The organism is Methylorubrum sp. GM97 (genome assembly GCF_024347855.1).
Lineage (GTDB): Bacteria > Pseudomonadota > Alphaproteobacteria > Rhizobiales > Beijerinckiaceae > Methylobacterium > Methylobacterium extorquens.
This window is the reverse complement of record NZ_AP025942.1, coordinates 2,835,121-2,857,967: the sequence shown is the minus strand read 5'-3', so window position 1 is coordinate 2,857,967 and position 22,847 is coordinate 2,835,121. Positions and strand designations below refer to the sequence as shown.

At 66.5% G+C, this 22,847-nt stretch carries 24 protein-coding genes, 2 tRNA genes and 1 riboswitch; of the genes, 11 read left to right on the top strand and 15 right to left on the bottom strand.

The window, feature by feature from the left end; genetic code table 11:
* Nucleotides 1-323: 323 nt before the first annotated feature.
* Nucleotides 324-1,697: a methyl-accepting chemotaxis protein gene (locus MSPGM_RS13180; RefSeq protein ID WP_003600090.1), complete on the top strand. Its 1,374-nt coding sequence runs from the start codon at nucleotides 324-326 to the stop codon at nucleotides 1,695-1,697.
* Between the two features lie 80 nt (nucleotides 1,698-1,777).
* Here MSPGM_RS13180 and MSPGM_RS13175 read toward each other — a convergent pair whose 3' ends face one another.
* The 6 genes from MSPGM_RS13175 to acnA all read right to left on the bottom strand — a co-directional run bounded on the left by MSPGM_RS13175 (nucleotide 1,778) and on the right by acnA (nucleotide 7,975).
* Entirely contained in the window at nucleotides 1,778-2,089 is a 312-nt protein-coding gene (locus tag MSPGM_RS13175) for a hypothetical protein (protein WP_003600093.1), read from the bottom strand.
* Complete coding sequence (locus tag MSPGM_RS13170; protein ID WP_004446823.1) at nucleotides 2,089-2,415, bottom strand: EthD family reductase; 327 nt, start codon at nucleotides 2,413-2,415, stop codon at nucleotides 2,089-2,091. Before MSPGM_RS13170 ends, MSPGM_RS13175 begins: the two co-directional genes overlap by 1 nt.
* Nucleotides 2,416-2,500: 85 nt before the next feature.
* The gene (locus MSPGM_RS13165) at nucleotides 2,501-3,832 is read right to left on the bottom strand and encodes an NAD(P)/FAD-dependent oxidoreductase (RefSeq protein WP_261925665.1); all 1,332 of its coding nucleotides are present in this window, start codon (nucleotides 3,830-3,832) and stop codon (nucleotides 2,501-2,503) included.
* A 156-nt stretch (nucleotides 3,833-3,988) separates the two neighbouring features.
* Nucleotides 3,989-4,636 (bottom strand): maleylacetoacetate isomerase, encoded by a 648-nt coding sequence (gene maiA / locus MSPGM_RS13160; protein WP_012753088.1) that lies wholly within the window; start codon nucleotides 4,634-4,636, stop codon nucleotides 3,989-3,991.
* Between the two features lie 123 nt (nucleotides 4,637-4,759).
* Nucleotides 4,760-5,059 (bottom strand): antibiotic biosynthesis monooxygenase family protein, encoded by a 300-nt coding sequence (locus MSPGM_RS13155; RefSeq protein WP_004446827.1) that lies wholly within the window; start codon nucleotides 5,057-5,059, stop codon nucleotides 4,760-4,762.
* A 216-nt stretch (nucleotides 5,060-5,275) separates the two neighbouring features.
* On the bottom strand, nucleotides 5,276-7,975 hold the full coding sequence (gene acnA, locus MSPGM_RS13150; protein WP_004446828.1) for an aconitate hydratase AcnA: 2,700 nt from the start codon (nucleotides 7,973-7,975) through the stop codon (nucleotides 5,276-5,278).
* A gap of 721 nt (nucleotides 7,976-8,696) precedes the next feature.
* On the opposite strand from acnA, the gene ccmA reads away from it, so the two are divergent.
* Nucleotides 8,697-9,344 carry a heme ABC exporter ATP-binding protein CcmA gene (gene ccmA, locus MSPGM_RS13145; RefSeq protein ID WP_004446830.1) on the top strand — a complete coding sequence of 216 codons (648 nt, stop codon included), beginning with the start codon at nucleotides 8,697-8,699 and terminating at the stop codon, nucleotides 9,342-9,344.
* Complete coding sequence (gene ccmB / locus MSPGM_RS13140) at nucleotides 9,344-10,009, top strand: heme exporter protein CcmB (RefSeq protein WP_004446831.1); 666 nt, start codon at nucleotides 9,344-9,346, stop codon at nucleotides 10,007-10,009. Before ccmA ends, ccmB begins: the two co-directional genes overlap by 1 nt.
* 43 nt (nucleotides 10,010-10,052) lie before the next feature.
* Here ccmB and MSPGM_RS13135 read toward each other — a convergent pair whose 3' ends face one another.
* From MSPGM_RS13135 to MSPGM_RS13125, 3 genes are all read right to left on the bottom strand, one after another.
* Nucleotides 10,053-10,316 carry a hypothetical protein gene (locus MSPGM_RS13135; protein WP_004446832.1) on the bottom strand — a complete coding sequence of 88 codons (264 nt, stop codon included), beginning with the start codon at nucleotides 10,314-10,316 and terminating at the stop codon, nucleotides 10,053-10,055.
* A gap of 131 nt (nucleotides 10,317-10,447) precedes the next feature.
* The gene (locus MSPGM_RS13130; protein WP_012753087.1) at nucleotides 10,448-10,843 is read right to left on the bottom strand and encodes a hypothetical protein; all 396 of its coding nucleotides are present in this window, start codon (nucleotides 10,841-10,843) and stop codon (nucleotides 10,448-10,450) included.
* 117 nt (nucleotides 10,844-10,960) lie between these two features.
* On the bottom strand, nucleotides 10,961-11,092 hold the full coding sequence (locus MSPGM_RS13125; RefSeq protein WP_012753086.1) for a hypothetical protein: 132 nt from the start codon (nucleotides 11,090-11,092) through the stop codon (nucleotides 10,961-10,963).
* Nucleotides 11,093-11,455: 363 nt separating this feature from the next.
* A riboswitch (cobalamin riboswitch) is annotated at nucleotides 11,456-11,656 on the top strand.
* Between the two features lie 120 nt (nucleotides 11,657-11,776).
* On the opposite strand from MSPGM_RS13125, the gene MSPGM_RS13120 reads away from it, so the two are divergent.
* From MSPGM_RS13120 to MSPGM_RS13110, 3 genes are all read left to right on the top strand, one after another.
* Nucleotides 11,777-14,020, top strand: a complete 2,244-nt coding sequence (locus MSPGM_RS13120; protein ID WP_004446837.1) for a TonB-dependent receptor — start codon at nucleotides 11,777-11,779, stop codon at nucleotides 14,018-14,020.
* Nucleotides 14,021-14,184: 164 nt separating this feature from the next.
* Nucleotides 14,185-14,475 (top strand): hypothetical protein, encoded by a 291-nt coding sequence (locus MSPGM_RS13115; protein WP_004446838.1) that lies wholly within the window; start codon nucleotides 14,185-14,187, stop codon nucleotides 14,473-14,475.
* A 145-nt stretch (nucleotides 14,476-14,620) separates the two neighbouring features.
* A complete protein-coding gene (locus MSPGM_RS13110) occupies nucleotides 14,621-14,983 on the top strand; it encodes a hypothetical protein (RefSeq protein WP_244426786.1) in 363 nt (120 codons plus the stop codon).
* Between the two features lie 80 nt (nucleotides 14,984-15,063).
* Here MSPGM_RS13110 and MSPGM_RS13105 read toward each other — a convergent pair.
* Nucleotides 15,064-15,139: transfer RNA gene (locus tag MSPGM_RS13105), tRNA-Thr, on the bottom strand.
* Between the two features lie 143 nt (nucleotides 15,140-15,282).
* On the opposite strand from MSPGM_RS13105, the gene MSPGM_RS13100 reads away from it, so the two are divergent.
* The 3 genes from MSPGM_RS13100 to MSPGM_RS13090 all read left to right on the top strand — a co-directional run bounded on the left by MSPGM_RS13100 (nucleotide 15,283) and on the right by MSPGM_RS13090 (nucleotide 16,360).
* Nucleotides 15,283-15,954: a Maf-like protein gene (locus MSPGM_RS13100; RefSeq protein ID WP_004446842.1), complete on the top strand. Its 672-nt coding sequence runs from the start codon at nucleotides 15,283-15,285 to the stop codon at nucleotides 15,952-15,954.
* Nucleotides 15,951-16,169, top strand: a complete 219-nt coding sequence (yacG, locus tag MSPGM_RS13095; RefSeq protein ID WP_004446844.1) for a DNA gyrase inhibitor YacG — start codon at nucleotides 15,951-15,953, stop codon at nucleotides 16,167-16,169. The genes MSPGM_RS13100 and yacG overlap by 4 nt, the downstream gene beginning before the upstream one ends.
* 115 nt (nucleotides 16,170-16,284) lie before the next feature.
* Nucleotides 16,285-16,360 (top strand) — tRNA-Phe (locus MSPGM_RS13090).
* A 383-nt stretch (nucleotides 16,361-16,743) separates the two neighbouring features.
* Here the strand turns inward: MSPGM_RS13090 and MSPGM_RS13085 are convergent.
* The gene (locus MSPGM_RS13085) at nucleotides 16,744-17,166 is read right to left on the bottom strand and encodes a hypothetical protein (protein WP_004446845.1); all 423 of its coding nucleotides are present in this window, start codon (nucleotides 17,164-17,166) and stop codon (nucleotides 16,744-16,746) included.
* A gap of 850 nt (nucleotides 17,167-18,016) precedes the next feature.
* Complete coding sequence (locus tag MSPGM_RS13080) at nucleotides 18,017-18,466, bottom strand: hypothetical protein (protein ID WP_244426781.1); 450 nt, start codon at nucleotides 18,464-18,466, stop codon at nucleotides 18,017-18,019.
* Between the two features lie 403 nt (nucleotides 18,467-18,869).
* On the opposite strand from MSPGM_RS13080, the gene MSPGM_RS13075 reads away from it, so the two are divergent.
* On the top strand, nucleotides 18,870-20,660 hold the full coding sequence (locus MSPGM_RS13075) for an ABC transporter ATP-binding protein (RefSeq protein WP_012753025.1): 1,791 nt from the start codon (nucleotides 18,870-18,872) through the stop codon (nucleotides 20,658-20,660).
* A 60-nt stretch (nucleotides 20,661-20,720) separates the two neighbouring features.
* A complete protein-coding gene (locus tag MSPGM_RS13070) occupies nucleotides 20,721-21,599 on the top strand; it encodes an aldose 1-epimerase family protein (protein WP_004446852.1) in 879 nt (292 codons plus the stop codon).
* Nucleotides 21,600-21,611: 12 nt separating this feature from the next.
* Here the strand turns inward: MSPGM_RS13070 and MSPGM_RS13065 are convergent, their stop codons facing one another.
* The 3 genes from MSPGM_RS13065 to rpsI all read right to left on the bottom strand — a co-directional run bounded on the left by MSPGM_RS13065 (nucleotide 21,612) and on the right by rpsI (nucleotide 22,845).
* Nucleotides 21,612-21,821 (bottom strand): molybdopterin-binding protein, encoded by a 210-nt coding sequence (locus MSPGM_RS13065; protein ID WP_004446854.1) that lies wholly within the window; start codon nucleotides 21,819-21,821, stop codon nucleotides 21,612-21,614.
* Nucleotides 21,822-21,902: 81 nt separating this feature from the next.
* On the bottom strand, nucleotides 21,903-22,277 hold the full coding sequence (locus tag MSPGM_RS13060) for a DUF2293 domain-containing protein (RefSeq protein ID WP_004446856.1): 375 nt from the start codon (nucleotides 22,275-22,277) through the stop codon (nucleotides 21,903-21,905).
* An 82-nt stretch (nucleotides 22,278-22,359) separates the two neighbouring features.
* Nucleotides 22,360-22,845: a 30S ribosomal protein S9 gene (gene rpsI / locus MSPGM_RS13055; RefSeq protein WP_004446858.1), complete on the bottom strand. Its 486-nt coding sequence runs from the start codon at nucleotides 22,843-22,845 to the stop codon at nucleotides 22,360-22,362.
* Nucleotides 22,846-22,847: the final 2 nt, after the last annotated feature.

Here is a 22,847-nt window from a genome sequence, read left to right as displayed (position 1 = left end):
GCATAACGATTTTGCGATGCAAAATTTTGCTGCATCTGCACACGAGCGCGCCGGCATCAGATGCAAGAAATCGCAACCCCCGTGGAGCCTAAACGGACGCAATTCATCATTTGATGCTTCTTATCAACACCTTATAGGCACCCTCTAGATCACTTAAATCCAACGTTAACTAGCCATCGGTAATCATCAGCACCGTCATCATAGAGAGTGCTGCGCCCAACCTCGCTCAACCGGTAGATGTGCGGCTGCCGACGAGCGAAACCGATCTGGGCAGGTCTTTCCATAATAAGTGGCAAGAAAAGTAATCGGGGGCCTTTGACGCCATGCTGTCTCTCAAGCTCGGCCGTACTGCCGCATCGTCCGCATCTGTTTCATCCGAGATCCCGACCGCCGGCCCTTCCGACGACGCGCGTCTGATCGCGGCGATTCAGCGCCTCGCCAATCGTGCCGGCTTCGACGAGACCGCCGTGCCGGGTAACGCGGTGGGTGCCGCTTTGAGCGACCTTGAGCGGGTACGGCGCAATGACCTGCGTGCCGAACGGGCCAACGTCGCCGCCGTGGCAAGGGAGGCCTCGGAAGGGGCGATCAATATCGGCTGGACCACCTACGACGTGGGCGAGGTCGCGCAATCGACGCAGACCATCGCGAGCGCGATCGAAGAGATGGGTGCCTCGATTGCCGAGGTCGCCGAGACCTCGGAGGCCGCCGGCTCCAGCGCCGCCGAGGCGCGCCAAGCAATGACAGCCTGCATGTCCGATGTCGGCAACGCCCGCTCGGCCATGGACGCGATCCGCGACCGCACCCACCAGATCGACGAGCGCCTTCAGCTTCTCCAGAACGCCATCGCCGAGATCGGCACCATGGCGGGCACCATCGCCACGATCTCGAGCCAGACCAATCTGCTCGCGCTCAACGCCACGATCGAGGCGGCGCGCGCCGGTGAAGCAGGGCGCGGCTTCTCGGTGGTGGCGGCGGAAGTGAAGTCGCTCTCGGGCCAGACCGCGCGCTCGACCGAGCAGATCCGTACGTGGCTCAACACCCTCCAGGGTGAGATGAGCCAGATCGCCCGTGCCGTCGAGGAGAGCCGCGGCGCGGTCTCCACCGGCAGCAGCGTGGTCGACAGCCTCGGCACCCGCGTCGAGAGCGCGGCCGAGCGGATCGCCCGCACGAGCGAGATGAACGCGGCCCTCGCGGCGGCCATCACGCAGCAGAGCAGCGCGACGGCGGAGATTTCGAGCAGCGTGCAAAGCATCGCCGCCAAGGCAGCCAAGACCCGCACCGAGATCGAGGCCATCACCAAGCGCCTCGTGAAGGCCGAGACGCTGGCGCAGACGGCGCTGGCGGATTCGAGCGGGCTCGATCTCTACGAGCTGGTGCGTCTGCCGGCCGATCTCGGTCTATGGAAGCGCGGGCTCGCGACGATCCTGCTTGGCGCGGCGCCCGCCGATCCGGCCGCGGCGATCCTGCGGGGCCGGGCCGCCCGGCAGGCGGTGGAAGGCCTGATCTCCGATCCGGCTCGTCGGAATGCGGCAGAGGCCTTCCTGAAGGCCGAGGCGACCGCCCACGCCGAGGCCGAGCGCATGGTGAAGGCTCTCGCCCAGAACAATTGGGATGTCGGCACCCCGGCCTATCAAGCCGCGAACGTGGCGATGAAGGACATGATCACGGCCGCCGCCCGGATCATCGAAACGGCCTGAGCGCCGCGCGGCGCTGTCGCCCAGGTGCTCTTAAAAGCGGGCCGCCCCTGCTCTTCAGGCGGGCGCGGCCCCGGCCGCGATCAGGCGGCTTCCTCGTCGTCATCAAGCGTCGGATCGCCGGTCCAGGCCGTCGCGAAGGCGGCCAAGTGGCGCGCATCGGAGAAGGCGAGCACCGTGACCGTGCGCTCCGTCGGCATCCCACCGGGATAGGGCGCGAGAAGCACCGTCTCCTGCGAGAGGCGCGCGTCGGGCGCGTTCGCATCGATCCACGCCTTCGCCTCGGGCGTCAGCGTCGCCGGATCGGCCAGCGCCCGCGAGTCGGCACGCAGCACGATGATCGTCGTGCCCAGCCCCGGATTGGAAGCCTGGATCTGCTTGATGATGTCGATCATCACCCTCTCACTTCAGATGCCGCAAATTCGCTGAGTTGCACCGTCGGCTGCGTGTCGGTGAAGTTCGGGATGTCCCCGAAGATCTCCGGCCCATCCGCAGCGGCCGCGGACTTGAACGCGTCGGCGGATTCGAAGCGCAACAGCGCCACGACCTGATAGGGCGGCGCGCCGCCATCCGGCGTGCCGGTGCCCGTCACGACCGTGTAGTCATGCAGACCCTTCGCGGTCCAGCGTTTGCTGACCAGTGGCATATGCTTCTTCAGATAGTAGTCCATGTCGAAGCGGGTGCCGGCGCCGCTTGGATACATCACGCTGACGAGGATCATGGCGTCTCCTTCCACCGGCTTCTTCATCGAGCCGGCGGATCGGGAACATGTCGCGCCCGCCCGCCGGTTCAAGTCTCGGGCTTCGTCAGTGCAGCTTCACCCGCGGCTCGGTGCGCCGGGTGAGCGCCCGGGCCAGGGCATCGAGGCTCGTCTTCCACCAGCCGTTCACGGCCGTTTCGTGCATCTTGTAGAGCGAACGGTACATCAGCCGGGCGAACAACCCGGCGATGAACATGTTCTTCCCCTGGATGAAGCCCATCAGGTTGCCGACGGCCGTGTACTCGCCAAGCGAGACGAGCGAGCCGAAGTCGCGATACTTGAACGGCTTCAGCGGCCGGCCGGCGAGACGGTTGGCCATCTGCCCATAGAGGTGCGAGGCCTGCTGGTGAGCCGCCTGGGCGCGCGGCGGGATCGGCGTCTGGGAGCCCTCCTCGACGAGGTAGGCACAGTCGCCCATGGCGAAGATGTCCGGGTCGCGGGAGGTCTGCAGCGTCGCCGTGACGACGAGCTGGTTGTTCCGAGTGCTCTCGAGCCCACCGAGATCCTTGAGGAAGGCCGGCCCCTTCACGCCCGCCGCCCAGACCACGAGTTCGGAGGGGATGAAACCGCCATCGGCGAGCTGGACGCCGTCGGCCCGCACCTCGGTGACGCGGGCCTGTACCCGCACCTCGACGCCGATCTTGGCGAGTTGGCCCATCACCTCAACCGCCAGCCTCTGCGGTACCGCGGGCAGGATGCGGTCGGCGGCCTCGATTAGGGTGATCTTCAGATCCTTGGCCGGATCGATGCGGTCGAGGCCGGTGCGTGCCACCTCGCGGGTGGTGCGGTGCAGTTCCGCCGCCAACTCGGTGCCGGTCGCGCCCGCGCCGATCACCGCCACGTGGAGCTGGCCGGGACGCACCGGACCGTCCTGGGTGTGAGCGCGCAGCATGCCATTGACGAGGCGCTGGTGGAATCGCAGCGCCTGCTCCTTGGTGTCGAGGGCGATGGCGTGCTCGGCGACACCCGGCGTGCCGAAATCGTTGGTGGTGGAGCCCACCGCCATGATCAGCGTGTCGTAGGGGATGGTGCGCACGGGCGTGACCTCGCGCCCCTCGCTGTCGCGACTGGCGGCGAGGTGGATCACCCGCTTCTCACGGTCGAGCCCGGTCATCTCGCCGATGCGGTAGCGGAAGTGGTTGGCGTGGGCGTGGTGCAGGTAATCGATCGCATGATGGCCGACATCAAGCGAGCCGGCGGCGACCTCGTGCAGCAGCGGCTTCCAGATATGGGTGCGCGCCCGGTCCACCAGAGTGGTGTGGGCCTTGCCGCGCTTGCCGTATTTGTTGCCGAGCTTGGTCACCAGTTCGAGCCCGGCGGCCCCTCCCCCCACCACGACGATCTTGTGCTGATCCGTGACCGATTCGCTCGGAACCATCCTCGCCCCACTCGCGTCGCAGGCCGCCTCGCTCGGCAGCCTTTCAGTTTGGAATGATCTTACATCGGTAACTGTGAAAGGACCCACACGTTCGCAGCGTGTCTGGAACGCAAATCCAGCATTACTGAACGGACGGTTTCGTAAAATTTTTTTTCATCAAGAAGCGGGCGCGCCGGGCTGCCGCAGCGGATGGGCGCGGGCAACGGCATCGAGCGCCAGCACTTCCTCGCTGATGCGCTTCACCGTCGGATAGGCGGCGGTGTCGATCCCGAAAATGCCGGTGCCGACCCACAGGCTGATGAGGCACAGGTCGGCGTGGCTCACCGCGTCGCCCTGGCAGAATCGGCCCGTACCAGCCTCATTCGAGAGCCGCGTCTCCAGCGTCTTCAAACCGGTGATGAAGGCGTTGCGCAGGAATTCCAGCATCCGCTCCCGCGGCAGGCCGTAATTCTCCATTAGGAAGGTGCGCACCCGCGGCACGTAGAGGGGATGGGTGTCGCAGGCGACGACCTGGGCCAGCGAGCGGGCACGAGCCCGCGCCCGCGGCTCCTCCGGCAGCAGTGGAACGCCGGTCCGGGTCTCCTCCAGATAGTCGAGAATCGCGAGCGACTGCGTCAGCGGCGGACCGTCACCATCGAACAGCGCCGGCACTGCGCCCTGCGGATTGATCGCGAGGAAGTCGGGCTTGTGCTGGTCGCCGGCATCGAGGTCGAGGAAGACCTCCTCGTAGGCGATACCCTTGAGGTTGAGGGCGATGCGCACGCGGAAAGCCGCGGCCGAGCGCCAATTGCCGTACATCTTCACGAGGCCGTCTCCCCCTTTTGTCGTCCAGCCCTTGGCGGCCGTTTAGGATGTTTCACACAAAGCCCGACCTCCGACCGTCTCGCCTTGGGCAACACGGTGCGGCGGGCGGTCGGAGCGAGACACTCAGAAGGCCTGAAGCGTCAGTTCGGTGTGCTCCACCTGGGGCGGAGCCTCGAAATAGGGAGAGACCATCGCCCGGTAGTCCTTCCAGGCCTGCGAGCCGGTGAAGTCCTTGGTGTGTGCCTCAAGCGTATCCCACTCGATCAGCAGGCGGTAGCGCTGCGGCTTCTCGATCGAGCGGCGCACCGCGAAGCTGCGGCACCCGGCAGCGGCCCGGAAAATTTCGGCGGCCTTCGTAATGCCGGCTTCGAATTCGGCTTCCGAGCCGGGCTTCACGTCGATCTGTGCGATTTCGAGGATCATAGAGCGTCATTTCCCAGCCGGCCCGCCGCGTCGATTGGGGCGGAGCGTTCGATGGTGAGGGAATAGCGGATGCACTGACAAAGCGTCGAGCCGCGGCCGATGCCTCGATCCCTCTTCGTCTCGTTTGCTTCGGTACGGTTGCCGGAACCACTAGCTCAACGAAAAAGCCCCTCCCTTGCGGGAGAGGCTTTCAGGCAGCGCGAACGGAAGAGGCGCTTAAGCCGCCAGAGACCGCAGCACGTAAGGCAGGATACCGCCGTTGCGGAAGTATTCCAGCTCGTCGAGCGTATCGATCCGGCAGGTCAGCGGGACCTCCCGCTTCGAGCCGTCAACGGAGGTGATCTCGGCGGTCAGCGTCTGGCGCGGCTTCAGCTCACCGGACAGACCCTTGATCGTCACCGTCTCGTCACCCTTGAGGCCGAGCGATTCCCAGGATTCCTCGCCCTGGAACACCAGCGGGACCACGCCCATGCCGACGAGGTTCGAGCGGTGGATGCGCTCGAAGCTTTCGGCGATCACGGCGCGCACACCGAGCAGCTTGGTGCCCTTGGCCGCCCAGTCGCGGGACGAGCCGGTGCCGTATTCCTTACCGGCGAAGACGACCAGCGGCGTGCCCTCTTCGGCGTAGCGCATCGCCGCGTCGTAGATGTACATCCGCTCGCCGTCGGGCTGGTGCAGCGTCCACCCACCCTCGACGACATTGCCGGCCTCGTCCCGCACCATCTGGTTCTTGATGCGGATGTTAGCGAAGGTGCCTCGCATCATCACCTCGTGGTTGCCGCGCCGGGTGCCGTACTGGTTGAAGTCCTGCACCCGCACCTGATGCTCCTGCAGGTACGCACCGGCGGGCGAGGCCGCGCGGATGTTGCCAGCCGGCGAAATGTGGTCGGTGGTGATCGAATCGAGGAACAGGCCGAGGATACGCGCGCCCTCGATGTCGGTGATCGGGTCGGGCGTCTTGGTCATGCCCTCGAAATAGGGCGGGTTCTGCACGTAGGTGGAGCCCCCATCCCAGGCGAAAGTCTCGGCTTCGGTGACTTCCACGCCCTTCCAGTTCTCGTCGCCGCCGAACACGTCGGCGTAGCGGCTCTTGAACAGCTCCGAGGTGATGTTTTCCTCGATGAATCGGTTCACCTCCTCCGAGGACGGCCAGATGTCCTTCAGGTAGACCGGCTTGCCGTCCGAACCCTGGCCGAGCGGCTCCGTGGTGATGTCGATCTGGAGCGAGCCGGCGAGCGCGTAGGCGACCACCAGCGGCGGCGAGGCGAGGTAGTTCGCCCGCACGTCCGGGTTCACGCGGCCCTCGAAGTTGCGGTTGCCGGAGAGCACGGCCGCCGCGACGACGTCGTTGTCGTTGATCGCCTTCGAGATCGGCGCCGGGAGCGGGCCCGAATTGCCGATGCAGGTGGTGCAGCCGAAGCCGACGAGGTTGAAGCCCAGAGCGTCGAGGCTCGCCTGGAGACCGGACTTGTCGAGATACTCGCCGACGACCTGACTGCCGGGCGCGAGCGAAGTCTTCACCCACGGCTTCGAGGTCAGGCCCTTGGCGACCGCGTTGCGGGCGAGCAGGCCGGCGCCGATCATCACGCTCGGGTTCGAGGTGTTGGTGCAGCTCGTGATCGCGGCGATCACCACGTCACCGTGGCCGATGTCGAAGTTCGTGCCCTCGACCGGGTAGCGCCGGGCGATGTCGGCCGCCTTCTTGAACTCTTTTTCCATCGAGTCGGCGAAGCCGGCCTTGGCGCTGTCGAGCAGCACCCGATCCTGCGGACGCTTCGGGCCGGCGAGCGACGGACGCACCGTGCTCATGTCGAGTTCAAGCGTGTCGGTGAAGACCGGATCGGGGGTCTTGGCGTCGCGCCACATGCCCTGCGCCTTGGCATAGGCCTCGACCAGCGCGATGCGGTCGTCCTGCCGGCCGGTGACCTTCAGGAAGTCGATGGTCTTCTGATCGATCGGGAAGAAGCCGCAGGTCGCGCCGTATTCGGGCGCCATGTTGGAGATGGTGGCACGGTCGGCGACCGGCATGTCGTCGAGGCCGGGGCCGTAGAACTCCACGAACTTGCCGACCACGCCCTTCTTGCGCAGCATCTGCGTGACGGTGAGCACGAGATCGGTCGCGGTGGTGCCCTCGGGCAGCTTGCCGGACAGCTTGAAGCCGATGACCTCGGGAATCAGCATCGACAGCGGCTGGCCGAGCATCGCCGCCTCGGCCTCGATGCCGCCGACGCCCCAGCCGAGCACAGCCAGACCGTTGACCATGGTGGTGTGCGAATCGGTGCCGACGAGGCTGTCGGGATAGGCGATCTCGGCGCCGTCTTCGGTGCGGGTCCAGACTGTCTGGGACAGGTATTCGAGGTTCACCTGGTGGCAGATGCCCGTGCCCGGCGGGACCACGGAGAAGTTATCGAAGGCCGACTGGCCCCATTTCAGGAAGGTGTAGCGCTCGCCGTTGCGGGCGTATTCGAGGGCGACGTTGTCGCCGAGCGCCTTCGGGGTGCCGAACTCGTCCACGATCACCGAATGGTCGATGACGAGATCGACCGGGACCAGCGGATTGATTTTTTGGGGGTCGCCACCGAGCGCGACCATGGCGTCACGCATCGCGGCGAGATCGACGACGGCCGGCACGCCGGTGAAGTCCTGCATCAGGACGCGGGAAGGGCGGAAGGCGATCTCGGTCTCGGCCCTGCCCTGGTTGCCGAGCCACGCGACGGCGGCCTCGATATCGGCCCGCTTGACCGAGCGGTCGTCCTCGAAGCGCAGGAGGTTCTCGAGGATGACCTTCATCGAGAACGGAAGGGCGGTCGAGTCGGCCAGGCCGTTCTTCTCCGCCTCGGGAATGGAGTAGTAGGTGTAGGTCTTGCCGCCTGCTTGAAGCGTCTGGCGAGCTTTGAAGCTGTCGAGGGATGCCACGGCGAGTCGGGTCCTGAGCTGGCGTTAGCGAACACGGAGCAGGCATAACCTGCGCCACGAGAGGTGTTCGGCCGGAGACGCTCCAAGGAGCGCGCGCCGCCCCGGGGGTGCCCGGGTAGCGAGTGCCCTCGGGGAACTCCCGGCGGCCGGGAGGCCCGCGAATGACACTCAGGATGGTGCGCGAGGGGCGATTTGGACGCCCTGGAATGATCGCGCGGCGCAGCCTGAGCCGGTCTATAGAACGTTTCGAAATTGGCCGCTACTGGCCCGATGACACAGCCGCGCGACTGATATTGCGGTCCTGCCCTACCGATGCGTCCGGCGGCTGTCCGTTCCCAAGACGTAGCAGTGGCGCACTGCGTCCCAGAACGCTGCGCGTTGGTCCGGCGTCAGGCTTGCGAGTCGGGCTTCCACTTGCGTGCGCCCGGCGATCGCGGCGGGATCGCGGGCCATAGCGTCTTCGGACGGGTGGAGCGGGGCCTGCGGGGCCGTCTCGGCATCCATGGTCGCCCATCCTGCGAACCTGCCATGTGGCATCACCGAATCAATGCGTCAGCGGCCCGAGCGGTTCGCGCGCCGCCGAACGATCCGCTATAGGCCGCACGAGACCGGCCTCTCCGTCCGCGAGATGCCCCGGTATTCTCTTCGCGCCAGGCGAGGAGATCCGACAGCCAGGACCGAGACGAAGCGTGCGGACCTCAACCTTATCGAAGGCCGATCCGTGCGGTTGATCGTCGAGAATCTGGCCTGCCGGCGCTCCGGACGCCGCATCTTTTCCGGCCTTTCTTTCGTGCTCGGACCCGGCGAAGGCCTGATGGTCACCGGGCGCAACGGCGCGGGCAAATCGAGCCTGCTCACGATGCTGTCCGGCCGCCTCAAGCCCGATGCCGGCACGATCCGCGCTGAGGGCATCGGCGAGGCGAACCTGCCGGAATGCCTTCACGTGGTCGGGCACCGGGACGGATTGAAATCGGCGCTGACCGCCGCCGAAAATCTCGAATTCGCCCGCGATCTTCTCGGCAATCCCGCCGCCTCCCCGAAGGCGGCCCTGGAGGCGCTGGGCTTGCCGCATGTTGCACGGTTGCCGGTCGGCTATCTCTCGGCGGGGCAGCGGCGCCGGGTGGCGCTGGCGCGCCTCCTCGTCTGCAGTCGCCCGCTCTGGCTGCTCGACGAGCCGACCGCCGCCCTGGACCTCGCCTCGCAGGGGGTTCTCGCGGGGCTGATGGGACGCCACCGGGCCGAAGGGGGGCTCGTGGTTGCTGCAACGCACCAAGCCCTCGGCCTAGAGGATGCCCGCGAGCTGCGCATTGGACCGGCGGCACCCGAGGCCGTCTCTGAAGCGGCCTTCGAGGCGGAGGATTGGCTGTGATGCGCGCCTTCTCCGCCCTCCTCGCGCGCGATCTAAAGCTGGCCGCCCGGGTCGGCGGCTCGGGCGCGCTCTCGCTCGTCTTCTTCCTGATGATCGTGGTGCTGGTGCCCTTCGCGCTCGGGCCCGACATGAACCTGCTGTCGCGGATCGGCCCCGCGATCCTCTGGCTCTCGGCGGTGCTGGCCACCCTGATCGGCCTCGACCGGCTGTTTCAGTCGGACGAGGAGGACGGCTCTCTCGACCTGATGACGGGCGCTGCCGTGCCGTTGGAACTGGTGGTGCTTGCCAAGGTCCTGGCCTCCTGGCTCACGACCGGCCTACCTCTGGCGCTCGCTTCGCCGCTGTTCGGCCTGCTGGTGGCACTCTCCCCGAAAGCCATGGGTGCCACGGCCTTGACGCTGGCCCTAGGCACGCCGGCTCTGGCCTTCATCGGCGCCGTCGGCGCGGCGTTGACCGCCACCATCCGTCGGGGCGGCCTGATCCTGGCCATCATCGTGCTGCCGCTGATGGTCCCGACTCTGATCTTCGGGGTCTCGGCCGCTGAGGCTGCCCTGGGCGGCACGGTGCCGTTCACGACCCCGCTGACGGTGTTAGCCGCCCTGAGCCTGATCGCGGCAGTGGTCGGCACCCTGGCCGCCGCCGCGGCTTTGCGCTGGTCGGAATGAACCGGGCGTGGCGGTCGGGAGGTCGCGCCTCGGTTCGCCGGATCTACTTGTCGCAGCCGATGCAGATCCCGGTGTCGATCTTGTCGTCCTTCTTTTCCATGGCGGTCTCGCGGTCGGGATTGCCCGGGTCGCGCCGCACACCGCCCGCCCCGGCCGGCGGCATGGTCTGACCGACGGCAGAGGTGTTCGGCGCGTAGATGGTCGAAGCCGGACCACCGCCGGTCCCGGTCTGCGCCGGCCCTTGGGCGGCAGCGGATGTAGCGAGGGCCGCGACCAGAACCGCGGCAAACGACAGACGAGTGATCATCGGCAAACTCCCTTGGAGTTCGAACGCACTAGACCCTTGAGGGTTCACGCGGGTCCATCGCCGGAGATCGGCCTCACATCGGTTGCGCGTATCGCTCTCGCAGGATCAGGCTCGGCAGCGCTTCGCGAAGCTCAGTCCGGCCAGCAGATCGTCGCTTCGCGCAAGCCCATCAACTGGGCCGCGCCGAGCCCGAACGAAGGGGAGGCGTCGAACACCTCTCCCGCCACGCTCACCTCGCAGGCTTCGTCAAGAGCGCCACCGGCACAGAGCGCGAGGGCACGGGTGCGGCCCTGCATCTCCGCGGCCGCGACCCGGATCAGTAGCTTACCGGCCAAGCGGACATTGCCCGCCGCATCCTCCGGCAACAGGCCGATGCAGGTGATCTCGTCGTCGGTCGCGTAGACGAGGTGGCAATGATCGAGCGTGACGCGCTCACCGACATGGTGACGGGCCGCCGCCGCGAAGGCCGCCGCGTCCGCATGCGCATCGCGTGCGTGAGCCCCGGATGGAAGCAGGAGGGCGCTCAAGAGGAAAACGCATCCGATCCGCACGGAGGACCCCACCGAACGATTCCGACCGTGCAAACTTCGCAATTTGTGGGCCGGAATGGCTCAGGGGCCGGCGCGCTCTGGGATTCGGCGGCGTCAGCGGGTCTGGCCGGTCTGCGGAGCGTGGGTGTTCTGGTTGTCGGTCGGGCCCGTACGCGTGAAGGCGAAGACGACGAGCCCTGCAAGAATCATCAGCACGACGGGAAAGGCGAACATCCAACGGGGCATATCCAGCATCCATGAGGCAGCATTCGGAGGACCGAAACCCCTGGGCGGCCGAATGGCTCCGCCGGAGCGCATGAGTTCGGAACCGAACATATGCAATGAATGCATGCCCGATCCGACGCGTCAGCGATTGCTTTGTGCACTGCAACCTGAGAAATCATGGCCATGCCGGGTCGCGATGGCGTCGCGGTCCTGCAGCCCTTCTTGGGCGTTTCCTCCCTAGACTTCGGGCCGTCCTTCGGGGCGGCCTTTTTTCTTTTTGGCTGCCGTGCGGCTTTGGTCGCGGCAGGGTCCGCGATTGTGGATCGCTCCTGGTGCAGGCGTCCCGAACGGCGCCGGGCGCATTGACCGAAGCGCCGCCTTGACCGTAGCTTGACCGTTGACGGTTCCCGCAAGGGATCAAAAGGGAACGCGGTGGAGGGCTTTCGAGCTCGATCCCGCGGCTGCCCCCGCAACTGTGAGCGGAGAGTCCTCCATCACCACGTCACTGGGCATGCCTCGCCTGGGAAGACGATGGAGGGCGACGACCCGCGAGCCAGGAGACCTGCCGTCAGCCGTGGTCACACGCGAGCCATGCCGGGCGGGGTGTCCCAGCAGGTGTCGAAACGCTGAAGGCCCATGGCCGGCAGTGGTTCGGCCTCGGTCGCGGTGACGTGCCACCGTCGCTGCCGAGGCATCGTTTCCATCATGTCCCCCTTTCACCGCCGCTTCTGCGGCCGGTCCCTCCTGTCCGCAGTCGCCGCCCTGCCCCTCACGACGTCCGGTCCGGTTCGGGCCCAGGCACTCCTGACGCATCTCGATGAGATCGCGGTGCAAGGCGGCGCCGGGATCGGCCTGCCCGCCAACGCGCCGGCAGATGCCATCGGCGCGGACGCCGCCGCAGCCTTGCGGACACCGAGTCTGACGCAGTCCTCGCAGGTCGGCCTCAACCTGCGCACGCCGTCGCGCTCGGCGAGCCGGCTCGGTCTCACGCCGCTGGAAACGCCCGCGAGTCTCGACATCATCTCGGGCGAGACCATCCGCCTGCGCGGTCAGACCAGCGTGCTGGACGCCGTGTCGCAGAACGGCACCGGCATCACGGCCTTCGGCTCGCCGGGCAATGGACTCGGCTTCTTCACCGCTCGCGGCTTTGCCGGGCAGAACTCGATCCAGACTTTGTTCGACGGCACCCGGCTCTATGTCGGCGCCAACACCGTCACGTTCCCGTTCGATACGTGGAACGTGGAGCGGATCGAGGTGCTGCGCGGGCCGGCCTCCGTTCTCTACGGGGACGGAGCCATCGGCGGTATCGTCAACGTCGTTTCGAAGAAGCCGCTGTTTACGCCGCTCAATGTCGCCCGCTTCGGCCTCGGCGAGGACGGCATCGCCCGTGCGGCGGTCGATTCGACCGGGCCGATCGGCGAATCCCTGGCCTATCGCCTCAATGTCAGCGGCAACCGTGCCGACGGCTGGATCACCCCAGAGGGTGACTTCCGCAACCTCGCGGCCTCGGGCGCACTGACGCTCCAAGCGAATCCGGATCTCGCCTTCACGCTCAGCCACGATTTCGGCTACCAGGAGCCCACCCGCTACTGGGGCACGCCGCTGGTGAACGGGCGTGTGCCCGACGCCATCCGCTTCAACAACTACAACGTCCGCGATTCGAGGATCGCCTGGACCGACAACTGGACGCAGTTCCGGACGGAATGGACCCCTTCGGCCGACGTGACGGTGCGCAACACCGCCTACCGCCTTCAAAGCCGCCGGCATTGGCGCGACGTCGAGCAGTACCGCTTCAACCCGGCAACGGGGCTCGTCGATCGCTCCGACTATCTCGAAATCGGCCATAGCCAGGAACAGGTCGGGAGTCGGTTCGACGCGACGTTCCGCGGCGCCCTGTTCGGGCTGGCCAATACGTTCTCGGCCGGCTTCGACGTGAACCATGTCAGCTTCCGCCACGCCAACAACTTCACCTTCTCCGAGACGCCGACGAGCGTTCCCCTGATCGGCTACGATCCCGGCTTCTTCCCGCGGGACGGGCGGGCGAGCCCGGCCTACGCCACGCGCACGAACCAAGCTTCGGTCTTCGCCGAGGATCGGCTGTTCCTGACCGACCGGTTGTCGTTCCTCGCCGGGGTGCGCTTCGACGCGCCGCGTCTCCACCGGGAAGATCTGCGCAGCGGCGCGACCTTCGAGCGCTCGTTCCGCGCCCTCGGCTACCGCTTCGCGTTGCTCTACGAGCCGACGCCGGACACATCGCTCTACGTGCAATACGCCACCGCGACGGATCCGGTGAACAGCCTAATCACCCTCTCGCAATCGCTGGCCGGCTTCGAACTCTCGACCGGCCGCCAAGTCGAGGTCGGCGCCAAGGGCCTCGTCTTCGGCGGCGCCGTCGAGTGGACCCTGGCCGGCTACCGCATCGTCAAGGACAACCTAATCTCGGCGGTTCCGGGCCAGCCGACGGTCTCGACTCAAGTCGGCCAGCAATCCTCCCTCGGCGCGGAGGCCGCGCTCTCCTGGCTCCCCGCCCCCGGCTGGCGCATCGATGCCAACCTCGCTGTGCTTCACGCCCAGTACGACGACTTCACCCAGAATGTCGGCGGGGTTGCCGTCTCCTATGCCGGCAATCAGCCGATCAATGTGCCGGAGCAGGTGGCCAATCTCTGGGTCAACTGGGCCTTCGCCCGCGACTGGGAGGGGCGCATCGGCCTCCAGCATGTCGGCGAAGTCTTTTCCGATTTCGGCAACACTGCCCGGCGGCCGGCCTACACGCTGGTCAATCTCGGCCTCGACCATCAGGTCACCGCCGGCTCCCGCCTGTCGCTACGGGTCTTCAACTTGTTCGACACGACCTACGCGGTCGATGGCAGCGCCGTGAACGGCGTCGGCACCGCCTGGGTTCTCGGGCGCCCGCGCTCGTTGGAGGTCGCCTACACGATCGCGTGGTGAACGATGCACCGTGAGGCTTGAACACGGACGCCTGCGCGTGTCGTCACCACGCCGCAGGGCCCCCGGGAAACCCTGCGACCGTCGGGGGACTTGCCTGGCGGATAGCTCATCCTTCGCACGCCTTCGGGACGTGCAAAGGCACCATTACGTTCAGGAGTCCCCCAATGCACCGCATTGCCTTCACCGTCACCGTTCTGAGTTGCCTCGGCTCTGGCGCGGCCGTCGCTCAGGCTGGCCCCCCGGGCCTCCCCGGAGGCCCGTTCCCGCCGGGCACGATCATCCAGCGCCAGACCAACACCACCGGCAACACCGTCGATTACATCATCGCCCCGGGCGCCACGGGCGCCGACACCATCACCACCAACTCGGCGGCCGGCGGCAATGCCGGCCAGCCGGAGCGAGCCATCCCACAGGGCAGCGCGGGCGGCGGAAGCGGGGGCGGCAGCTCGCGCTAGGAACGGCATAGCCGAGACCGCCGGTTCGGCGCCTGGGATCACCCGGACGCGCCGAGCCGGCTATCGATGCGGATAAGTCTCTGAGAAAGCGCTTAATTTCGTTGCGCACGCGGCTCTCAATGCAACGTCGCCGGACGCCCCCGCGTTGGCCGCGCAATCGGTCGGCAACACGTCCGACGCCACGACAGGGAGCGCGACGATGGGCCGGGCGGCAGTGATAGGTGTTCTGACGGCGCTGACTCTTTTCAGCCCGTCACTAGCGGCAGCCCGGCTGAAAATGGACGACAAGGCATCGCTATGGCCGCGCGCCGGAGCCAGCGAGAAGATCGACTTCACCAACCGCGTCGGCAAATCGATGAGCACGCTCTCGCCAGGGCTCGACAGCGGCTATTTCATGCGCTGCCTGGAAGAGGTTGCCAATATCGGCGACACCAAGGATCTCACGCTCAGCGACATGGTGCGAACCTGCGTCTCGCTGCAGAGCAGCCGATCCGGCGCCAGCGAGTGAGAATGCGTTCGCGTCCGAATCGAGGAGGTTTCCCGATCCGAAATCGCTTGAGCGCGCAGATAATTCGAAGCGTGGGAGAGTGGTGCCGCAAGAGGGATTCGAACCCCCGACCCCCTCATTACGAATGAGGTGCTCTACCAGCTGAGCTATTGCGGCGTCGCATCCGGCTCGTCGCGTTGACGCCCGATGGAATGTGCCGGGTCTTAGACGGCCGCCTTGTCCTTGGCAAGCGCTTGGATGCTGTCTGATGGCCGAGACCGCGTTGCGGTGTCACCGGGCTTGGGCGTAAGACCTCGCCGATGAACGAGCTTCTCACCTCCGACGCCCTGAAGCCGCAGGTTTCCGGGGGGCCTGCGCGACCGCCCCTCGTGCTTGCCTCGGCCTCACCGCGCCGGCTGGCGCTGCTGCAACAGGTCGGAATCGAGCCGGATGCACTGCTGCCCGCCGATATCGACGAGACCCCGCGCAAATCCGAATCGCCCCGCGATCTCGCCCGCCGCCTCGCCCGGGAAAAGCTGGAGGCAGCCCAGGCTGCGGCGCGGCGTCGAGACGACCTGCGCGACGCCTATCTCGTCTCGGCCGACACGGTGGTCGCCGTGGGCCGCCGCGTGCTGCCCAAGGCCGAGCTGATCGACGAGGCCGCCGACTGCCTGCGGCTGCTCTCGGGGCGGGCGCACCGCGTCTACACGGCCGTCTGCATTCTATCGCCGAAGGATCGGCGCCGCGAGCGCATGGTCGAGACCCGCGTGCGCTTCAAGCGCCTGTCGAACCGCGAGATCGAGGGCTATCTTTCCTCGGGCGAGTGGCGCGGCAAGGCCGGCGGCTACGCCATCCAGGGCCTGGCGGCAGCCTTCGCGGTGAAGCTCGTCGGCTCGCACAGCGCGGTGGTCGGCCTGCCCTTGTACGAAACGATGAGCCTGCTCGAAGGTGAGGGTTTTCCCGTGCGGGGTGCCTGGGGAGCAGCAACATGAGCCAGTCGGTGAAGAGGACGGCGGGGGACAAGCCGCTGGCGCCCTGTCCGATCTGCGGCAAGCCGGCCCGGACCGAAACCAAGCCGTTCTGCTCGCCCCGCTGCGCCGACATCGACCTCGGACGCTGGCTCGGCGAGCGCTACGTCATTCCGGGGCCGGAGGAGGAGGAGATGTCCTACCCGCCCCATTCGGACGACAAAAATCGCTCCCGCTGAGACCGAGATCCGCACCCGGCAAAAAAGCTTCGCCTTCGATTGCAGGAAGGCTGGACAGGCCCAAAACCCTTCACTATACCCCCGCCAGCCGACGACGCAGCGCGACGCGGCGGATGCCCAGGTAGCTCAGTTGGTAGAGCATGCGACTGAAAATCGCAGTGTCGGCGGTTCGATTCCGTCCCTGGGCACCATCTTTCTGAAGAGCCTTGAGCCTCAGAAGGTCAGGATTTTCTGATTTATAGCGTTGAGCCGACCGTTCCACGGTCCTTTCTCTATTGGCTTTGCGCGGTGTTTCGCTGGCACGCCGAAGGGGTCATGTCCCTGTCCCTGGTCTCAGATCACCTTACGCTTATCCGGCGCCCGCCGGTTTGCTGTCTCGGTGTAGGGGTGCCGCCGGTTGCCGTCCTTATCAGTTCCCCGAGTACCGCACGCTGCTGACAAACGGCCCCGTTGCTTGTCCGTTCACTGGTCGACGGCTGGGTTCTTCTGAGGCAATCTCCAGACGGTCACGAGACTTGCGGGGATGGGCGCTTTCCCGGTCCGCGTGATCCATCAGGACAGCGGCGAGCCCCCATCACCGGAAGCGTGCCGCGAGCTTGCTCGAAGCGCCGGGATCGACGCGGTGCAGCCGCTCCAGCGCGCGGATCGCGTCCCGCTCGACCGATTCATGGTAGGCCGCTTTCACCCGGTCCACGCGTTCGATGAGAACGTCGAGCTTTTCGAGTGGTGTCAGTTCACGAGATGCCTCGCCCGATTTTGCCAGTTCGTGAGCCGATTTTGCGGGCGGCATCGCTCCGACCTTCTCGGCGAGTTCACGGACGGCCTCGGAAATGATCCCGAGTTGCTGGCCAAAACTTCCGACCTCCTTGATGACCGCGACTTCAATCTCCGGGACGCCCTGGTAGGGTCCCGCCGAGATGTCCTGACTCACCCCACCGCTCAGCGGTGCGAAAAAGGGAAACGTGAACCACGAATACCAAGTCGGACTACCGGACATGACGCACCTCGCTCTGTCGCAAGCCGCGTCATGGTCGGATCGTATGGTCTAACATTCAAGTTCGACCCGATGCTTGTTTGCACCGGCGGAATGCAGGATGGCGATTTTGCCAATCCTCAACATCGAAAATGGCATGGCGAACGTGATGCGCGGGCTTGAGCGATGTGTCGGTGTTGAGCCGAAACAAGAGTTCACTCACTTGCGATTGACGGCGCCAATCAGAAGTAGCTGTGCGCAGACGTGTTCTGAAGGAGAAACTGCCGACGGATATCGGAAAAATCTAATCGGAAGCTAAAATATTTGATTTAGAAATGTACGATTATATTATTTTATGATGGATCGGATCAGACATGAACCCATATGATCAGATAGTAACCACCCAAAAAATCTAATAATCTAATTTATAGAAGAGGTATTCAGCTAGACGACGTCACCACTCAAAAAACGAGTCCAGCCGCGGCATCAGGCAGATCAGTGTTCCTGCCGCGCCGATAACGCCTGCCATCATCACTATCGCCGCCACCGTCGGACCCCCGCGTCATCTCTTCGCAGCCATAACGCAGAAGAGGCTTGGGAAGTTTCACCGTCTGGACATGGCACGCGAGGGGAGTTCAGAGCGCCGTCACCACTTCAGGAAGCGGTCGGCGCTCGGCCGTGCGGCAACGGTGAGGGCGATCGCGCCAAGGGCGCCGATCAGCATGATAGAGGCAGCGAGAATCATAACAGTTACTCCACGACGCAGATTCAGGGACGTCCTCTGAATCAACGAGTGGGAACGATGGCGTGTGCCGTGCGGCAGATTGGCGTGCTCGAAAAGAGTTTGGACCGGAACCGGGCTGGAACGTCTGCCTCAGCTATCCCGACCGATCCCCAGCCCCCGCAGGAGATCACCGATCGGATCGATCCGAGCGGCCTGCTGCGGCTGCGTCGCGGTCGTCGCCGTGCCTGAGGCCGGCAATGCGGTGGAAGTCTCGGCAGCCGGAGCCGGCCGTACCCGAGTCGCGACCTTTGCAGCACGGTGACGCCGCACGGCTTGCACCCGCTGGGTCGTGTCGGCCCCCGCGAGGTCGTCGGCCGCCAGGAGCGCGACCATCTCCGGTGACAGCAGCGTGAAGGTCGCGGGCTTCGGCGCCGGCACGCCTGCGCTGTATCGAGGCGGATCGGCCCAGGTGGAACCTTCGGCCGCCTCGGCGCTGCTGACGATCAAGCTCTCGGCGCGCGACGAGGTCAGCGCCGAATTCTGCGTTCTCACCAGAGGCGAGGTCGCGAGAAGACCGAACACCATGACGGCGGTGGTCACGAAGACGGATCTATAGTGTTCCATGCTTGCGAAACGTACCGCCAAGGTTCTGGTTCCGGCGCTTCGAATCTGTCATCGCGAGATTCGAATCGTCGACCTGCCGCGTGCCCCGGAGCCTGGAGGGGCCTCGGCGGAACGTACCGAACCGCTCTCGCCAACCTGGTCGTCGTGCCGCGGGTTCGATCCGGCGATCACCTTCGGCGCTTCGGCCTGCATCCGCTTGACGCCCCCTCCGCCCGCCATGCTAGAGACCGCGCTCGGCGCAAAGGGGCCCAGGGTCCGTTTGTCATCAACCACTTAAGCAGCGCTCCGAAAGCATCCGGCCCGGAGCGCACCTGTCCGGGCGTCGTTGCGCTTTCGCGTCGCTCGTTCGGATCGCAGCCCCTCTCGCCCCGGTGACTGTTTGAGGACCCTCCTCGATCTCCTGCGGGTGATGCGGCGACACGACCGACGGCAGCTCCTGCTGCTGGGGCTCGGGCTCGGGCTCGCCGCCCTGCTCGAAGTGGTCGGCGTCGCCTCGGTGCTGCCGTTCCTCACGCTGGTCGGCGATCCCGGTGCGGCCGCGCGAATCCCCTATCTCGCCAACCTCCGCGATACCTTCGGTCTCGCCGACGACCGCACCTTCCTGCTCGCGACCGGATTTGCCGCGCTCGCCGCGATCCTGCTGACCAGCGCGGTGAATGCCGCCTTCGCCTATGCGCAACTCCTGTTCGCCCACATGGTCGGCTATGGTTTTGCCCGGCGCCTGCTCGCCCGCTACGTTGATCGCGAGCGCCTGTTCTTCGCGCATGCCAACAGCGCCGAACTCGCCAAGAACGTGCTGAGCGAGACCGACCGCCTCGTCGTCGGCGTGCTCACCCCAGCCATGGTGATCGCCTCACGCGGCGCCTCGGCGCTGGCGGTGGTGATCTTCCTGATCGCCTACCAGCCCCGGCTCGCGCTGATCCTCGGCGGCGGCTTCGGCGGGCTCTACGTTGCGATTTATGTCGTAATGCGGGCCCGCCTCTCGCGGCTCGGCGCCCGGGCGGTGGCGGGCAACGAGGGCCGCTACCGTGTGGTGCAGGAGACCTTCGGCGCGCTGACCGAACTCAAGCTCTACGGTCGGGCCGAGACGTTCACGAGCAGCTTCGATGCGCCGGCGCGCTCCTACGCCCACGCCCTCGCCTCGAGTCTGGTCACCGGGCAGTTGCCGCGCTTCGTCATCGAATCGCTCGCCTTCGGCGGCGTGATCGCCGTGGTGCTGTTCGCGCTGACGCAAGGAATCGACACCGCCGGCATGCTTCCGCTGCTCGGCCTGTTCGCCTTCGCCGGCTACCGCATGCTGCCGGCCTTCCAGAACATCTTCACCTCCGTCTCGCAGTTGCGCTTTCACCTGCCCGGCGTGCGCCTGATCGTCGATGCCTTGGCCGGCGAGCGGGAGCCCGCGCTTCGCACGGCCGAGCGCTTGCCCTTCGCGCAGGCGATCCGTCTGGAGGGCGTCGCGTTCGACTACGAGCCCGGTCGTCCGACCCTGCGCGGCATCGACCTGACGATCGCCGCTCACACCACCGTCGGCCTCGTCGGCCGCACCGGCTCGGGCAAGTCGACGTTGGTGGGCCTGATCCTCGGCATTCTCACGCCGACGCGGGGACGCATTCTGGTCGACGGCCATCCGCTCGACGCCGACAGCCTGCCGGCTTGGCAGAACCGGATCGGCTACGTGCCGCAGGACGTGTTCCTGATCGACGGCAGCATTACGCAGAATATCGCTCTCGGCATCCCGCCGGACAGTCTCGACAGGGCGGCGGTGGAGCGCGCCGCGCGGCTTGCGGGCGCGCACGATTTCGTCGCGGCTCTTTCCGCGGGCTACGACACCGGCGTGGGCGAGCGCGGTGCCCGGCTTAGCGGTGGTCAGCGCCAGCGCATCGGCATCGCCCGCGCGCTGTACCACGACCCCGATGTCATCGTGTTCGACGAGGCGACCAGTGCGCTTGACGGCGAGACCGAGGCCGCGGTGATGGAGGCGCTCGGCGCGCTGGGCGGCACACGCACGATCATCATGATCGCCCACCGCCTCACCTCGCTGCGCCGAGCCGACACGGTCCATGTCGTCGAGGACGGACGGATCGTCGCCTCGGGGCCGCCCTCGCAGGTGATCGCGGATCCCGCTGTCTCGCCCCCGCCTGCGGACGCCGTCGTGGCCCCGGCCCGGTAGCAGTTCCGCCGCGGCCCGGCTATCGCTTCGAAGCGAAGCAGACGCTTGGGGGCGAGGGCAATGGACGGGACGATCGAGATCCGTGCGGATGACGGCAGCACGGCGCGGATCGCGCTGCACGGCGCCGAGCCGGTCTCCTGGCAGGTCGATGACCGCGAATATCTCTGGAGCGGCGATCCGGAGCACTGGAACCGCCATGCGCCCTGGCTCTTCCCCGTCGTCGGCGCCTCGTCCGGCGGCAGTGTGCAGGTGGATGGCCGGCGCTACCCGATGGCCCAGCACGGCTTTGCCCGCGACCTCCCTTTCGCGGTTGTCAGCCAAAGCGCGGACGCGGTTTCGCTGTGCTTGACCGACAGCGAGGCGACGCGGGCGCACTACCCCTTCCCGTTCCGGCTGACGATCGACGCCCGCATCGCAGCGAAGACCCTCGCCTTCGAGATCCGGGTCGAGAATCCGGGTGAGAGCGCCCTGCCCTACGCCCTCGGTTTCCATCCAGCCTTTCCCTGGCCGTTTGCCGGGGGCGAGCGTCGCGCCGACGGCGGCTACGCGGTCCTGTTCGAGGAGGCGGAACGGCCGTTCGTCCCGGAGGTCGGCGCGGGCGGGCTGCTGGTGCGCAGCGAGCGGGAACTGACCCTCGACAGTGCGCGCCTCGACCTCGATCCCGACCTCTTCAGCGAGGCCCTGGTCTTCCTCAACGCGAAGAGTCGGGCGATGCGTTTCGTGTCGCCGAGCGGCCGAGCCATCGCCATGCGGATGGAGGACTTTCCCCATCTCGCGGTCTGGACCAAGCCGACAGCGCCGTTCCTGTCGCTGGAAGCCTGGACCGGACACGCCGACTGGGCCGGCTTCGAAGGCGCTTTGGAGAACCGCGATTCGCAGCGCCTCCTGGCGCCGGGCGCAGCCGCCCGGCACGGGATCGCGCTGGCGATTGAGGGGTGAGCCTGAACGTACTTAGTCGACGGCGATGATGACGTCGGAGCTCTTGATCACGGCATAGGCTTCGCCGCCGACCTTCAGCCCCAGGGAATCGACCGATTCGTTGGTGATGGCCGAGGTGACGATCTGACCGTTGGCGATCTCGATCTTCACATGGGCCGTGGTCGAGCCCTTCTCGACCGAAACCACCTTGCCCTTGAGGACGTTGCGCGCGCTGAGCTTCATCGACGGGTGTCTCCGCTGTTGAGATGGCCCTCCCTGCCCCAGCGGCAGCAGGCCGGCAAGCGGAGACGAAATGCTGTCCCCTCACGCTTCGGGGAAGTCGTCCTCGCCGGGATCAGCCTCTTCGGAAACGCGGCGGCGGCAGCCCCATTCGGCGAGCCGCGCGTTCATCTCGTCGAGAACGAAGTGGCGGGCGCTGTCACGGTCGTAACCCTCGTCGAGGAGGTCGTCATACTCGGTGAAGCTGTGCCGGGTGAACGCCGTCAGGGCGAGCCAAACCGCGGTTTCCGGCACCGCGCCGCGCAGGCCAGGGCTGCGCAACGCCCGGTCCAGCACCGCTTCCGCCTCGAAATCCGGAAGGCGCGGCGCGAGACGGGCCAACGCCTCGGCCAGAACCGCGCGGCGGTCCGTCGGCGGCGCGGCATGGCTCGGACGGTCCGGGCTCCCTGCCCTCTTCATGCGATGGCCTCGCCTCGATCCAAGATACGAAAAAGGCGGAGCCTTGCGGCCCCGCCCTTTGCACCATCGAAAATGGAACGCCTTAGCGCTTCGAGAACTGGAAGCTGCGGCGAGCCTTCTTGCGGCCGTACTTCTTGCGCTCGACGACGCGCGGGTCGCGGGTCAGGAAGCCTTCGCGCTTGAGCGAGGAGCGCAGCTCCGGCTCGTAGTAGGTCAGTGCCTTGGACAGGCCGTGGCGCACAGCGCCGGCCTGACCGGAGAGACCACCACCCTTCACCGTGACGGTGATGTCGTACTGATCGACGCGGGACACGATCTCCAGCGGCTGGCGCAGGATCATGCGCAGCACCGGACGGGCGAAGTAGGTCTCGACCGGGCGGCCGTTGACGACCACGGTGCCGTTGCCGGGCTTGATCCAAACGCGGGCGACCGCGTCCTTACGCTTGCCGGTCGCGTAGGCGCGGCCCTGGGCGTCCAGCTTCTGGACGTGGACGGGCGCCTCGTTCTCGGGGTTGCTCGTCTGGGTGTTCGCCCGATTGAGGTCGGCGAGGGACTGAAGGGTCGCCATGA

Bases quoted from the DNA above. Each gene is read 5' to 3' on its own strand.
- MSPGM_RS13155 (WP_004446827.1), bottom strand. From the start codon at position 5,059: ATGATCCTCGAAATCGCACAGATCGACGTGAAGCCCGGCTCGGAAGCC.
- yacG (WP_004446844.1), top strand. From the start codon at position 15,951: ATGAGCCAGTCGGTGAAGAGGACGGCGGGGGACAAGCCGCTGGCGCCC.
- MSPGM_RS13120 (WP_004446837.1), top strand. From the start codon at position 11,777: ATGTCCCCCTTTCACCGCCGCTTCTGCGGCCGGTCCCTCCTGTCCGCA.
- MSPGM_RS13070 (WP_004446852.1), top strand. From the start codon at position 20,721: ATGGACGGGACGATCGAGATCCGTGCGGATGACGGCAGCACGGCGCGG.
- MSPGM_RS13175 (WP_003600093.1), bottom strand. From the start codon at position 2,089: ATGATCGACATCATCAAGCAGATCCAGGCTTCCAATCCGGGGCTGGGC.
- MSPGM_RS13100 (WP_004446842.1), top strand. From the start codon at position 15,283: ATGAACGAGCTTCTCACCTCCGACGCCCTGAAGCCGCAGGTTTCCGGG.
- MSPGM_RS13170 (WP_004446823.1), bottom strand. From the start codon at position 2,415: ATGATCCTCGTCAGCGTGATGTATCCAAGCGGCGCCGGCACCCGCTTC.
- MSPGM_RS13115 (WP_004446838.1), top strand. From the start codon at position 14,185: ATGCACCGCATTGCCTTCACCGTCACCGTTCTGAGTTGCCTCGGCTCT.
- MSPGM_RS13060 (WP_004446856.1), bottom strand. From the start codon at position 22,277: ATGAAGAGGGCAGGGAGCCCGGACCGTCCGAGCCATGCCGCGCCGCCG.
- MSPGM_RS13085 (WP_004446845.1), bottom strand. From the start codon at position 17,166: ATGTCCGGTAGTCCGACTTGGTATTCGTGGTTCACGTTTCCCTTTTTC.
- MSPGM_RS13065 (WP_004446854.1), bottom strand. From the start codon at position 21,821: ATGAAGCTCAGCGCGCGCAACGTCCTCAAGGGCAAGGTGGTTTCGGTC.
- MSPGM_RS13180 (WP_003600090.1), top strand. From the start codon at position 324: ATGCTGTCTCTCAAGCTCGGCCGTACTGCCGCATCGTCCGCATCTGTT.
- MSPGM_RS13125 (WP_012753086.1), bottom strand. From the start codon at position 11,092: ATGCCCCGTTGGATGTTCGCCTTTCCCGTCGTGCTGATGATTCTTGCA.
- rpsI (WP_004446858.1), bottom strand. From the start codon at position 22,845: ATGGCGACCCTTCAGTCCCTCGCCGACCTCAATCGGGCGAACACCCAG.
- ccmB (WP_004446831.1), top strand. From the start codon at position 9,344: ATGCGCGCCTTCTCCGCCCTCCTCGCGCGCGATCTAAAGCTGGCCGCC.
- MSPGM_RS13135 (WP_004446832.1), bottom strand. From the start codon at position 10,316: ATGATCACTCGTCTGTCGTTTGCCGCGGTTCTGGTCGCGGCCCTCGCT.
- MSPGM_RS13165 (WP_261925665.1), bottom strand. From the start codon at position 3,832: ATGGTTCCGAGCGAATCGGTCACGGATCAGCACAAGATCGTCGTGGTG.